This window comes from Candidatus Saccharibacteria bacterium (assembly GCA_016699955.1).
Classification (GTDB): Bacteria; Patescibacteriota; Saccharimonadia; order Saccharimonadales; family UBA4665; genus JAGXIT01.
In genome coordinates this window covers 487,757-499,939 of sequence record CP064993.1, presented here as the reverse complement: position 1 = coordinate 499,939, position 12,183 = coordinate 487,757, and the positions used below count along the sequence as shown (strand labels likewise).

The window sequence follows — 12,183 nt, the reverse complement described above, 5'->3', positions numbered from 1 at the left end:
GATTAGCGGTAATCTAGCTTATCCTGCCCAGTCAGAACCATGCCCGCCAGTCGAAGCGCCATCTGTTGGCCACCAGTAACCCCCCGTGTCCCAAGTGTTCCCCTGCCATACATTTGTGCCAGTAAACCCTGACCAATCATTTTTAAATGGACCCCAGTCACATACTATAGATGTGTCAAACACATTGTTCGTAAGGGTAATGTTATTACCACCAAAACTATCGCCAATATTGACTGTATATCCAAACCCGCCGAGCAAACAGTTGTTCACTACAATTTTCGACCATTGGCCTCCAGTTGACTGGAAAGCGATGGCGTTAGTGTTGCCGCCGGAGACTATCCGACAGTGATCAACACTCACCCATGACGATGCATAAGACGACAATATACCGTCGTGATGATAAGTATCACCACTCTGGTCGGCCGCGTCGTGCATCCAACAGTCCTCTACAAGAATCGGGTTAGCCTGGGTTGCGCTCGATGGTTCAAATTCGATAGCATTTCCAAAGCCCCAAAACTCACATCGCCGGACCGTAAGGCCGACACCATTGATCATTTTGATTCCCTGCTGATATGAGGCCGCCAAACTCACCGGGGGCATCACACCAACTGCGGGCGTAAACCGGCAATCTTCGAATGTCGTGTTCGTGCCGTCCAGTCGCAACAAAAAACCATTGGGATACGTTTCTCGAATGATACAACCACGAAATGTTACGTTGTTTCCGGTCACCTGAGGCCCAATGCCGTCGAAAATCTTGCCACTGATCACCGTGTTTGAATAGGTCGGTCCGATCAGGTAGCCGTCTGTCCAGGCGGTTAAGTTGGTGTAGCCAGCAGCTTCCGGTCCAGTGTTCGTCGCATCTGGCCAGCCACCCAGTGCCGGCGGAGAAACCGCAGGAACTCGTTGTATTCGTCTGGTAAAACTACTCATAATCCTAGTGTATTAAATTCACCTCAGATGACCAATCGCCTTGACTCGACTTACGAAAACCCCAACGTCTTCGGGGTCGGCCAAGAGTAAACCAGAAAGCGGTTTGTCTGGGGAAGGTAGAGCCCGTAAACCCCAAACCGAAAAAAGCGGCATATGTATGCTCCTACATAAGTCTGAGGGGGAGTTTTTTGCAAGTATATATTTACTGGCCATAGGTGTTGGCCATCAGACTAAGGTCTAAAAAGCTAACCGTGCCATCGAGGTTAATATCGGTCCGCCCCAAGCCACCCCCACTTTGGTTGTATTTGCTCGCGAGACGGCTAAAGTCTAGGAAGTTGACGCTACCGTTTTGATCGATATCAGCCGCAAAGTAGATGCTGGCGCAGTTACTGCCAGTACCTGTCGGGGTACATGTAGTGTCTTTGGTAAGCAGCACTCGGTCAATTACAACACCCGGACCATTGCCGATTAGCTTTACTGTGTGATTGCCCGTAGTAAAAGATACGTCTATATTTGTCCCGCCAGTAGTCTTACTGATCCAGTTTGTCTTGTTGTTAACGAAGTAATTTGTAGCGCCACTGGCATAGGTCGGGACGCTGCTACCACCTACGACATAGCAAGTGTTGCCATCGATTTCGAGCAGAACAGTATTGTCCGTGCTATTAGCTGCCGCCATTCGCGTCCAGATGCGGTAGGTGCCGGCCGAGCTGATGTTGGATGTTTGAGTTACCGTACCGTAATTGGTTCCTGGCGGCGTACAAGCAGCGGCGTACACCGATGGCGTTGGTACGGCTGCAACCACCATAACCACGCTAACGAGTGCCAGAGCAAATTTACTCCAGTACAGCTGTAGTTTATTCGACATGATTGTCTCCCTGTTTGTGAATAATGGGTTTATTTTTATCTAAGCCCAGTACACGTCGACGCCTAGCAAGAAAGCGGTAAAGCGCATAGCCGAAGCCACTAGCCACACAAACACCGAGACAAATTGCTAACACAGGCGCGACTGCTGCGGCTTTGTATTCGGAAAGACCTATCGAAGTTAGAAGAGACTTGGTTAATTGTACTGGTGCGCTAGCAGTAGTCCTGGATGCCGTTTCAGTTTGCCTAGCTACACCTGTAACTGGTTGCCCAGCCGAAGCTGGCGTGGAGTTACTTGTAGTTATGGGTACTACCTCGCCCATAATTGTCGGGTGAGTGGCCACACCAGCATAGGCAGCGTCACCACTTAGCGTCAGTTCCGCTACTCCAGTTTGTTTGGCAGTAAATGTGACCTGCGCAATCAACGAATCAGCCGTCACGGGGCCGTTACCAAATTTTGCACTCTCTACCGTGACGCGGTTGCTGGTGACGACTATCGGTATTTGGGTAGCAAATGGTGAATTTTGATACGAAACCGATGTATAGGTCAACTGGTCGGGGTTAAATTGTAGCCTTGCGACCACTGTATCTATCGGCGTACCAGGTTCAATCCGCACGTTGACAGCCAAAGGATCACCTTGCTTGGCTTGCGGCGCCTCCGGTGCTAGATACATATTGCCCATCGACGTTGCCGGTAGGACTTGTTGTGACTCAGATGTTGTCATATATACTACCAACGATGGCATGACTAGAATTGTTAGGAAAGCCATAACAACCATCACTTTTCGCGATATTTTTGCTTTCCATTTTGTTTTTAAGTAATCAACAGCTGGTAATCTCATACGATCTTCTTTCTTCAATTCTACGGCAGCAAGATAGTGCCGTCATCCCATCTATTATTAATCCATTGATTGCCTGGCCGGTTACTATCAAAACTCGTTATCGGTCCCCAATACCCACAGACAAAGCCACGGTTGTTTTCGCCTTGCACTGTACCCCGTTTAAATACATTATCCTTAAAGACAATATCGTGTACCGCAGCTAGGTCTCCAGATGTAGAACCACCATAAGCGCAGTACCCGCCTGTCGTCGGCATATAAAGGTTCTTCTCTATGGTGCTGTTGTAGGGAGGTGCGCCGTCATGACTATAGGCAGTTTGATTTGCCGAACATCCCGAGGCATCCAACCCATCTGGTTGAGGGTACTCAACTACATTACACCACAAAGTATTGTGTATGAGATTTGCATATTTTGAAACACGAACTGTAGAATTATGAGCGGCGTGATTGGCAGCTGCTCCTCGGGATCCTCAAGTGGGTTATGGAGATATGAGTCTTGAATTGTACAAGTGTCACACCAAGCCATACTTTGCCCGCCAGAAACATCCACTCTAGTGGCAATGTAGTCTGAGTACAATAAACCGCGATAATTAATATCAGCAACGTGAATTGTGCTATCTGTCACTGCGTAATTATAAGAAGTGCCACTATCATTAGAGGTTTCAATATAGCCATTGATCATAGATCTCGTGATAGTAACATTTTGTGCCCTAACATGCAGATCGCAGTTAACCGTTTTAGCGTCAATTACAGTGTTATTGGTGGTGATTGTGCAGGGGCCGGTATAGTTGGTTAGCGTAGTACCATCCGGTACGCCCGTATTGTTCGGCCCCGGCCAACAACCGCCAAAGCCATCAGTTCCATCGGGTACATGACCAGCATAGGTACAGCTACCAGCCGCCCCGAACTTAACCGCCTGACCACCTGAAGCCGACGCATCACCGACAACTATGGCGGTTGCAACAGTACCACTTTCTGTCTCTAGACTGGTATAGACATTGGCCGCCCAGACAACCACGCTAACTGTTAAGGCTAGGCAACCAGCCACTACTAGAACGGGGCTAAGGCTGTGAATACGGATGGCTTTTTGGATTTTATGATAGAGCATGATCTAGTCCTTAGGTTATTGTATACGCTGCTCCGCGCTTTTGAGTACAGATATCGACTGCATCGGCAGTTCTGGCAATACCAGAACCAGCGTTAAAAGTCACTGTCGCAGCACCAGCAGCAGTCGCAGTAAACGTAATAACCCCTACGAGCTGATCACCAAAAGTCGAACCAGCCAATATGCCGACGCCAAGCTGGACAGAACCACTTCCGCCGTTGCTCTGAATTGTGGTCGTAAACGGACTACCGACAGTACTGATACTGCCAAATTGCAGCTGAGCGGTAGGGTAAGTAAGATTTGCCTGTACAGTATTAACAAGCGTGCTGCCACTTGTCATACGGATAGCCACGTTTACCGTCGAACCGCCGCTATAACTGCCGGACATAGGCGATAAATATAGCACACCGCCTTTTCCAACTGCACTCCTAAGCCTCTGTGCAAACCTGCTCATGGTTTCCAGTTTAGCATAATCCTACCAGCGGTAAATGTGGTGAATATATTCAGCGGCAAAAGAATATTGCTATTTGAGGAGGTAGTCAGAGAAAATTTACTCGGCAGGTGGTATGATCGTGCCATCGTTTTCGTAGGTATTGTTAGACCAAACATTACCCGTTCCACTACTCAAAAAAGACGTGACTGTGCCGTAGACACCACATATGCCGGTCGGGCCGCGCTGGAAGACATTGTTTGTAACTACAATATAGCTCGGGTTGCTCCCGTATGGCTTAGCCGGATTATAGCCAAATGTACCACCGTAGCCGCCAGTTGTTGGCATAAAAAGATTGTTATCGAAAGTGACATCGGTCATCGTAGCAAAATCACCAAGATTGAAGCATCGGCGGTTGGTCCACCACCCGAACCATTCAGCGGTACCGAACAATCCAACCGATTATGCCTCACCATGATATTGCTGCCACCGTTCGAAATAAAAGCGTTATTGTGATAAGAGCTGCCGACTGGGCCACCGTACTGATCATGTAGCCAACTGTCTTCTACCGTGACATTATCTGAGGCCAAAACGCTATGCTGAGCACCAGTGATGTTACAGCGTGTAATGTGAATGTTGTACCCCGTCACCGCCGCCCCCTGCCACTCTCCAGCATCAATCTGGCAGTCAGTAAGGGTGATCGGTTGATCGGCATAATCACCATCAATAAAGCCACCATCCACCCAGCAGTTGTTTAGTGTGAGTGTCGCTCCCGAAAAGACCTGAAGCGCTGTTGAAATCCTCTTATTCACCAGAGTTGTGCTAACGAGAATTGACGAGCCGCCGCTGTAATTTGTCAGCGTTCCTCTGTAACCAGTATTGGTCGCATCTGGCCAGATTGCTGAGGTTGTCTGTTGGGTTCTTTGTAGCCGTCTTGTTGTTATGCTCATGGTATTAATAATACATACCCATATTCATCCCACCAACCTACCAACCATACAAGTCGAGGGTATTCCCTGACTAGCTGCGGCACTAGCCGACCGGTTGAGTCTGCATCCACAAAATCATCCAGCTAAACAGTACTCATACATGCAGCTACAGCGGCAACGAACAATAACTTAGTTTCTACCTATACCAGTTTGTTCCGTCGCTCCAGTATTCAGCGCTGTCATAAGCGTTATTCAGTACGTCCGAGCCTACTGCAGGTGCATCAAGAAAAGAACCAGCCGGAGCCACAACCTGTACGCTATTTGCATTAGTCGACATTCGTTTCACGCGTACATATGCGTTATTTTGTGGAGCAGGAAGCGTAATAGTAATCCCAGTTGCTGTAGCATCTGCTAACACATACTGAAACGAAGCTGTAACTGTATAGTTCGTCGAGACACTGACTTTTGTAAATGCAAATGCCAGTGCACCAGCCCAAGCCATGTTTGTACCATCCCAGCTCAGTACCTGGCCGGTTGAAGGACTATTAGCTACATCCAACTTCGGTTCAGTGACGTTACTATCAAGAATTTTTATTGTCGTGACCGCATTACTAGCTATTTCTGTCGCCGTGACGGCATTGGCAGCTATCTGCGCAGTGCTAGCAGTGCCAGTTAAGTCGCCGCCCATACTTGGGTCACCTGCCGGAATAGTATAAAACCCTTTTGTGCCTGTGCCGTCCGTACCGTAGTATCTGTTGTTGCCAGGTGTGGCCGCGTCATTGACAAGGGTAAGAGTTCGATTGGCTGTAAGGACGCCGCCACCGGTCAGAGAAGTAGCACCAGTCACGCTTATGGTCTCGTCGACTTTCAAATCAAGAGCAGTCTGTGTGGCGGTCGAAACCGGCTTGCTAGCATCTGACGTGTTATCGACGTTTGCAAGGCCGACGTCGCCTTTGACGAGCGTGACAACTCCTGTTTTACCCGCAACCGAACTTACGATTGGATCTGCCCACTTTATTCCGTTAGCGAGGGTACTATCGGCCGTGAGTATCTGTCCGTTTAGGCCTACCCCTTGACGCGTAAGTGTCGAGGCTGCTGTTGCCACCAACAAGTCGCCCTTGGATGTCGCTGTCGATTTATCCACCTTGCCTGAAAGCGCTGTAGTTGTCGCAGTCGAAACCGGTTTACTAGCATCTGAAGTATTATCGACGTTAGCAAGGCCAACAGCTGACTTATCTAGGGTTTGCCATGATTTATCACCACGATAATATTGAGAAGTAGTCCCAGCTGTGATTGTCGCCTCTTTGGCGGCAAGTGAAGCGACTAGTCCTGTGACGTCAGCTTGAGCATGCGTATGCACCGTCGCTGCTTTACCAGCCAGTCCTGGTACAGTTGGTGCAGCAGCAGTACCAGCGAGATCACCGGCTAGTTGGACAATACCTTTGTGGTAGTGGTTGCATCGGCTCCAGTGGCTTGAGCAACACAGGTCATGGCTGAACCATTCCAGCTAAGGACGTAGTTGGTAGTAGGTGCGTTGCTAATAGATAGCTTTGGTTCGGTAACTGAGTTATCGGTTAGGGCTGTTGTCGCTACTGAGAGAGGAATATTAATCCATTTGGCAGTAGCGTTGTCATAACGAAGGATATGGTCTTGAGCAAGGACGCTGAAGAATACGTCGTTTGCGTTTTGGATGCCGGTGCCGGTTCCTGTGAATGGCATAAATATGCTCCAGTTGTTAGGTTACTAATTGTGAATAAGTACGATCGCCCGGATAACATATGTCCCGTATACGCACTACTACACCGTCAAATGGTGTAGTAGTAATAGAGCTTGAACATCCCAAATCCCTACTCTTAGGCAAAGTTGGTACCTACAAGAGAGCCGAACCACGTCGTTCCCCCGTCGATACTTTCAAACACGACAATATCGATTGCGTTCGCACTCGTAGTTAACGTCGGTGCACCACCTGACCATTTTACCGAAGCTGGCCATGTGACTGCGCGGTTACCACTAGCATCCTGTTTCAGGTAGACCGCAAAAGAGCAAGCTCTACCAGCAGTCGCACCGCTAAATGTAAACGTCGTCGTCGCAACAGCTAGTGTGACATTAAAGACATTACCGTTACTAAGGTTAAGTGTCGTGGAAGCAGTACTCGTCTGGGTAGATACTGTTTCCAGACCGCCATTATAGGCGAGTGCTGAGAAACCGACCACAGGAGTGTTATTCCACTTGGCAGTTGTATTGTTGAATTTTAAAACGTTATCCTGTGCCACGCCACTGAAAAAGACATCATTTGCGTTTTGTATTCCGGTACCTGTTCCTGTAAATGGCATATTTTTATCCTTCCCTTATCCTCTGTACCAGTTAGTACCATCACTGACATATTCCATTGAATCCCATTGGTTACCCAGTACGTCTGAGCCGACACCCGAACCATCAATTAGAGCTGGTGCTTGAGGAACCATCTGAACACTATTAGAACCGGCTGTCATGCGTTTTACCCGCACAACTCCACCGCTTACAGCGACAGGCAAGGTAATAGTCACTCCGACGGTCGAGGTATCAACCAGTACATAATCACCGTTTGAGGCGGTCGAGTTCGCGCTGACCGATACAAAATTCCAAGAGCTACCTCCGCCACCCGTAGCGTCAGCTTGCCATGAGGCAGCAGAGGCACTAGTGGCTTTCAGGACTTGTCCGGCAGATGGCGTTCCACTCACTGCTACACCATTCACTTTCGCGACGCTAGGTGACGTGGCCGAACCAGCCAAATCTCCGGCAAGTTGGACGATACCCTTTGTCGATGGCGAAGCGTCAGCGACAGTGCCGCCCGCTGGTGCTACCCATGTACCATCACCCCGTAGGAAAGTAGTGTTATCGGCCGTACCTGACCCGAGCCTAGCGGTCGCTACTGTACCAGAAGCAATATCAGCTGCAGCGTGAGTATGAGCCGTGTCTGCTTTTCCGGCTAGACCTGGAACTGTTGGCAATGCGGCCGTTCCACCGAGATCTCCGGCGAGTTGTACTACACCTTTGTTAGTGGTGGTTGCATCGATGACAGATCCACCCGTCCCGACAGTGCCGGGACCCCAAGTGCCACCGTTATAGACGAGCGACTGTCCGTCATTAGCTCCAGATGCACTCACGTCGCTTAAAGCGTCAAGCGTGTGCGTGTGGCTTGTGTCAGATTTGCCATTAAGAGCAGTTTGAGTTGCACTTGAAACAGGTTTGCTCGCGTCACTTGTGTTGTCAACATTTGCAAGGCCAACATCGGTTTTCGTGAGAACAACATCGCCGGTACGTCCGGCAACAGTCGTTACCGCACCGCCACCCGAGACTGCAGCCCATGTGCCATCACCACGGAGATACGTCGTGTTATTTGCTGTACCCGAACCAAGTCGAGCCGCTGTAAAGGTTCCCGATGCAACATCACCAGCAGCCAACGTAACGACTCCGGTCTTACCAGCTACACTAGTCACGCCACCGCCAGCTGCAGGCGTCTGCCAACTTGCGGCAGTACCACCAGATGCCGTCAGAACTTGACCGTTTGTTGGTACACCCGAGACAGTTACTCCGTTCACCTTACCGACAACTGTTGCTGTACTTGCACCTGTTACATCACCGGCAAGCGTCAACGAACCGCCTCCGCCAAGACCGTTCACCTTAACCTGAAGTGCTGAGTCAAGTTTTGCTTCAGAAATAGTCGCATCGGCGATTCCCACTGCAGTTACTGCACCTGAAGCCAAAGCGGCAGCGGTGACGACGTTATCCTTCAGGGAACCATCGGTTTTATGTGCCTGTGCTAAATAATCGTTTAGGATGGCCCCCCAGGTACCGTCATCCCCTCCTGGTGTTGGTAATCGTGATGCCATATGCTTGCCCCTTTTTTGCTTTTACTATACTGACTGTAGCTACACGTATGAAACGTTAGTTGTATCATAAAACGCTACTGCCCTCCATGTCAACGCTTATGTTACTATTTCAAACACATGCGAAACGAAGTTATCATCATCTACACCTGTCGCCATATCGAGTTTATACTCTCCGACACGGGTACGCTGTAGATCAGACATATACGCTCCGGTTCCTAACTGAGCGCCAATATCCTCAACCAGCGACCGAACATATGTGCCGCTGCTAACATCGCACATAAAGTGAACAAATGGGTATGAATATTCTGTTAACTGAGTTTTGTAAATAGTAACACGCCTCGGCTCCAACTCAACTGGCTTGCCTGTACGAGCGAGCTTGTAGGCTCGTTGGCCGTGAATCTTTATTGCCGAATACGCTGGAGGTATTTGCATGCTCTCGCCCTCAAACGATTGCAAAGCTTTTTCCACCTCACTTTTACTTGGGATGCGGGTACTAACAGGGTTCTTCTCCCCCTCGTCGTCACCCGTCGTTGACGTTTCACCGAGCTTCATGGTAACAACATATGTTTTGTCATGTTTACTGAGTTCTGCCGACCGCCGTGTATATTCTTTGCCAATCATAAGCACTAGTAGACCTGTTGCCAGTGGGTCGAGCGTACCCGCATGGCCTACCTTACAGTTTTTCGGTTTTTTTCCTTCCAGCGCTGCTACTTGTTTACGCACATAGTTGACAACGTCAAACGATGTCCAGCCTTTCGGCTTATCAATTAGTAATACGCCCTGCATCAGCAGTAGCATAGCATGTTACGCAGTTGGGAAAATGGGTGGAGGCGGTACTGGAGGCGGGGGCGCAAGCGATGCGTCCGATCCGGCACTATTCTGAACCGAGCCCGGAAATACGCTCGATACCAGCGGCAACTGAGCAGAAGTAGCAGAAGGGACAGGCATATCCAGCGTTTGGTCTGCCGGAGAGCCACCAGGGAGAGGTTCAGACACAAGTGGTGTTGGCAATGCGCCAAACCCTGGCGCGGGCTGAAGCGTCGGCTGAACCACTTCTGGCGCATGCAGATCTGGCCCAAGCGGTTGTGCATTGAGAGCTGTTATTGGGTCTGTAGGTTGTGTTACAGGGTTAGCTGCAAAAGCTGCTTTGACAGCGCTACGTGCGTCATCCACTGTTGTTTCGCCAGAAACATCGGGCGCATCTTCCGCGCGTGAACTACCAACCGCGCTTTCTATCTCGGTCAATGTTTGAGTTTCGGTGTCGATAACTGTGTCGGGTGCACTATCACCAGTCGAGTCTGAAGTATTGGCCTGGTCTACCGTAGCATCGTCTAGCCCAGCAGACGGAGTATCGGTGACCGGCTGTGGATTATCGAGAAAATCTGGCTTGGGCGACTCTAGACCGGGGTCTGTGTGAGACAACATTGGCGTATCAAAAGGTGGCAATGTCAGTTCTTCAGCAGAGGCATCAAGGCCTTCTTCCTGTGTATTTGCGGTTAGGTCACCGCTCCTCGATGGAGGCTCAACCATCCGCCCTCGGGTAACAGGCTCGTCGTGAGTTAATGGCGGTTGTATATCGCCAACGGCTCGAGCTTGACCAAGCAAAGGTCGCTCTGCATCAAGGGATTCATCTTCCGAGATAATTTTACCGTTTTCATCCACCTGGATTTGTGGCGGCTGCTGTTCGGTGGCTTCCGGCAACATTGCCTCTTCCACTGCTTCGGAATCTGCTTGTTCATCTGACGGCGTACTCTCGGTAAGATCCTCAGCACCACTCGTGCCATCATGGCTTATTTCAAGAGTGCCGGGTTCTTTTTGCGAAGTGGCAACCGGTGCGTTAACCGAGCTCTCATCCGTCTGTTCTTGATCTTTCAGAGGAGATGAAAGTTCGTTGGCAATCAGCTGTTGGTTTGCACCTGCCGCCATAAGAGTAGCGCTTAAACGCATTGTCTCAGGCGTTGTACGGTCGTTACTAAACCGCTCGGTCATAGCCACAATGCCCGTCAGTAAGGCGGTGGCAATTTGACTATCCAGCATGTCTTTGCCCAGCTCAACGACCAACTTTGTTGTCACCTCACATAAACTGCTTGCGCTCGCATTTACAACATTCAGCGTGCCTAATTCAGACTTTTCTCCTATTGAGACAGTCGAGATAGTCGCGTCGTGCAATATGCGTCCATGTGCTTGAATTGCATCGTCAAAATCAACCTGCTGATGCACACCCAAAGCTACCACCACATCTACGTTAAAGTCGCCTTGACTAAAGTCAAGATCCTGCTCAGATATTGAGGTTCTGTAGGGAGTTATAAAAATACGGACAACCTGATCTTCAACTTTATAGCGCAGCTTATCTGCCTTTGATTTGTCGAGCGCAATGATAAAATCACGCAAACTGTCGGTGTTACCCTCGAGCGTGTCTTCAGGCTTTAGGAACTCAATAGTGCTCGGCGTCTGCCCGCTATACACTGCTGTTGCGTGTTTATCGAGCTTGTTGAGGGCAAGCGTCAGGCCGATAGCTGCTGATAACTGGTCAACAGAAGGGTTTTTGCTCACAGTAACTAAGACGTTCTGAGCGTCTTTGAGTTTGGCTACAAGTTGTTTTTGTTGGTCTTCCATTGATTGTTTGGTTGTTTGATTTTTGAACAGAGTTTTCCGCACCTATCATATCACCAAGCGCAAGCTTTTCGCAAATAAAAACAGGCGGCACACTTTACAATCTCTTCTCACCCCTGTATAGTCTCCAAAGAGAAATCATAACTTGAAAATAAGGAACTAGAGGAAATATATGCCTATCATCAAATCAGCTAAAAAACGTGTGAAAGTCGCAACAAAAGCTACCATTCGTAATAGCAAAACCAAGCGCAGCCTAAAAACCGCTATTAAAGCCTTCGGCAAAGCGCTGACAGCCACCGACAAGAAAAAAGCCGTCAAGGCACTCGACAAAGTACAGAGCGAACTCGACAAGGCTGCTAAAAAAGGCATTATGCACAAAAACAAGGCCGCCCGTAAAAAGTCCCAAGCCGCCCGTAACGCACGTGCCGCCGGAGTTCCCAGCGGCGTCAAGAACGACAAGGTTAAAGCTACTCCTGTGAAAAAAGCTCCAGCCAAGAAAACTCCCGTCAAGAAAGCTCCCGCAAAAAAAGCTGCTCCTGCCAAAAAACCAGCCGCCAAAAAGGCTCCAGCCAAGAAAAAATAGCTGCCGGCTACCACAGCAAAA

15 protein-coding genes are annotated in these 12,183 nt (G+C 49.4%); 1 reads left to right on the top strand and 14 read right to left on the bottom strand.

All coding sequences use genetic code 11. The features are described from left to right. Positions 1-18: 18 nt before the first annotated feature. The 14 genes from IPL85_02590 to IPL85_02525 all read right to left on the bottom strand — a co-directional run bounded on the left by IPL85_02590 (position 19) and on the right by IPL85_02525 (position 11,582). A complete protein-coding gene (locus tag IPL85_02590; protein QQS20310.1) occupies positions 19-930 on the bottom strand; it encodes a right-handed parallel beta-helix repeat-containing protein in 912 nt (303 codons plus the stop codon). Positions 931-1,132: 202 nt separating this feature from the next. After that, complete coding sequence (locus IPL85_02585; GenBank protein QQS20309.1) at positions 1,133-1,795, bottom strand: hypothetical protein; 663 nt, start codon at positions 1,793-1,795, stop codon at positions 1,133-1,135. Beyond that, a complete protein-coding gene (locus IPL85_02580) occupies positions 1,785-2,633 on the bottom strand; it encodes a hypothetical protein (protein ID QQS20308.1) in 849 nt (282 codons plus the stop codon). The genes IPL85_02585 and IPL85_02580 overlap by 11 nt, the downstream gene beginning before the upstream one ends. 20 nt (positions 2,634-2,653) lie before the next feature. Next, positions 2,654-3,016 (bottom strand): hypothetical protein, encoded by a 363-nt coding sequence (locus tag IPL85_02575; protein QQS20307.1) that lies wholly within the window; start codon positions 3,014-3,016, stop codon positions 2,654-2,656. After that, positions 3,001-3,738 (bottom strand): hypothetical protein, encoded by a 738-nt coding sequence (locus tag IPL85_02570; GenBank protein QQS20306.1) that lies wholly within the window; start codon positions 3,736-3,738, stop codon positions 3,001-3,003. The genes IPL85_02575 and IPL85_02570 overlap by 16 nt, the downstream gene beginning before the upstream one ends. A 10-nt stretch (positions 3,739-3,748) precedes the next feature. Continuing rightward, entirely contained in the window at positions 3,749-4,189 is a 441-nt protein-coding gene (locus IPL85_02565; GenBank protein ID QQS20305.1) for a hypothetical protein, read from the bottom strand. Between the two features lie 96 nt (positions 4,190-4,285). Beyond that, entirely contained in the window at positions 4,286-4,546 is a 261-nt protein-coding gene (locus IPL85_02560) for a hypothetical protein (GenBank protein QQS20304.1), read from the bottom strand. Further along, complete coding sequence (locus tag IPL85_02555; GenBank protein ID QQS20303.1) at positions 4,543-5,115, bottom strand: hypothetical protein; 573 nt, start codon at positions 5,113-5,115, stop codon at positions 4,543-4,545. Before IPL85_02555 ends, IPL85_02560 begins: the two co-directional genes overlap by 4 nt. Before the next feature lie 175 nt (positions 5,116-5,290). Then, the gene (locus IPL85_02550; GenBank protein ID QQS20456.1) at positions 5,291-6,454 is read right to left on the bottom strand and encodes a hypothetical protein; all 1,164 of its coding nucleotides are present in this window, start codon (positions 6,452-6,454) and stop codon (positions 5,291-5,293) included. A 65-nt stretch (positions 6,455-6,519) separates the two neighbouring features. Continuing rightward, positions 6,520-6,813: a hypothetical protein gene (locus tag IPL85_02545; GenBank protein QQS20302.1), complete on the bottom strand. Its 294-nt coding sequence runs from the start codon at positions 6,811-6,813 to the stop codon at positions 6,520-6,522. 134 nt (positions 6,814-6,947) lie between these two features. Further along, positions 6,948-7,271 (bottom strand): hypothetical protein, encoded by a 324-nt coding sequence (locus IPL85_02540; protein ID QQS20428.1) that lies wholly within the window; start codon positions 7,269-7,271, stop codon positions 6,948-6,950. Between the two features lie 171 nt (positions 7,272-7,442). Continuing rightward, on the bottom strand, positions 7,443-8,966 hold the full coding sequence (locus IPL85_02535) for a hypothetical protein (GenBank protein ID QQS20301.1): 1,524 nt from the start codon (positions 8,964-8,966) through the stop codon (positions 7,443-7,445). Between the two features lie 96 nt (positions 8,967-9,062). Beyond that, a complete protein-coding gene (gene truB, locus IPL85_02530; GenBank protein QQS20300.1) occupies positions 9,063-9,752 on the bottom strand; it encodes a tRNA pseudouridine(55) synthase TruB in 690 nt (229 codons plus the stop codon). Positions 9,753-9,770: 18 nt separating this feature from the next. Then, positions 9,771-11,582 (bottom strand): hypothetical protein, encoded by a 1,812-nt coding sequence (locus IPL85_02525; GenBank protein ID QQS20299.1) that lies wholly within the window; start codon positions 11,580-11,582, stop codon positions 9,771-9,773. A 169-nt stretch (positions 11,583-11,751) separates the two neighbouring features. On the opposite strand from IPL85_02525, the gene rpsT reads away from it, so the two are divergent. Continuing rightward, on the top strand, positions 11,752-12,162 hold the full coding sequence (gene rpsT / locus IPL85_02520; protein QQS20298.1) for a 30S ribosomal protein S20: 411 nt from the start codon (positions 11,752-11,754) through the stop codon (positions 12,160-12,162). The last annotated feature ends 21 nt before the right edge of the window (positions 12,163-12,183 follow it).

What these genes read in the sequence shown, in the direction of transcription:
- IPL85_02585 (QQS20309.1), bottom strand. Translation starts at nt 1,795, where the DNA reads ATGTCGAATAAACTACAGCTGTACTGGAGTAAATTTGCTCTGGCACTC.
- IPL85_02565 (QQS20305.1), bottom strand. Translation starts at nt 4,189, where the DNA reads ATGAGCAGGTTTGCACAGAGGCTTAGGAGTGCAGTTGGAAAAGGCGGT.
- truB (QQS20300.1), bottom strand. Translation starts at nt 9,752, where the DNA reads ATGCAGGGCGTATTACTAATTGATAAGCCGAAAGGCTGGACATCGTTT.
- IPL85_02545 (QQS20302.1), bottom strand. Translation starts at nt 6,813, where the DNA reads ATGCCATTCACAGGAACCGGCACCGGCATCCAAAACGCAAACGACGTA.
- rpsT (QQS20298.1), top strand. Translation starts at nt 11,752, where the DNA reads ATGCCTATCATCAAATCAGCTAAAAAACGTGTGAAAGTCGCAACAAAA.
- IPL85_02525 (QQS20299.1), bottom strand. Translation starts at nt 11,582, where the DNA reads ATGGAAGACCAACAAAAACAACTTGTAGCCAAACTCAAAGACGCTCAG.
- IPL85_02560 (QQS20304.1), bottom strand. Translation starts at nt 4,546, where the DNA reads ATGACCGATGTCACTTTCGATAACAATCTTTTTATGCCAACAACTGGC.
- IPL85_02535 (QQS20301.1), bottom strand. Translation starts at nt 8,966, where the DNA reads ATGGCATCACGATTACCAACACCAGGAGGGGATGACGGTACCTGGGGG.
- IPL85_02590 (QQS20310.1), bottom strand. Translation starts at nt 930, where the DNA reads ATGAGTAGTTTTACCAGACGAATACAACGAGTTCCTGCGGTTTCTCCG.
- IPL85_02555 (QQS20303.1), bottom strand. Translation starts at nt 5,115, where the DNA reads ATGAGCATAACAACAAGACGGCTACAAAGAACCCAACAGACAACCTCA.
- IPL85_02580 (QQS20308.1), bottom strand. Translation starts at nt 2,633, where the DNA reads ATGAGATTACCAGCTGTTGATTACTTAAAAACAAAATGGAAAGCAAAA.
- IPL85_02570 (QQS20306.1), bottom strand. Translation starts at nt 3,738, where the DNA reads ATGCTCTATCATAAAATCCAAAAAGCCATCCGTATTCACAGCCTTAGC.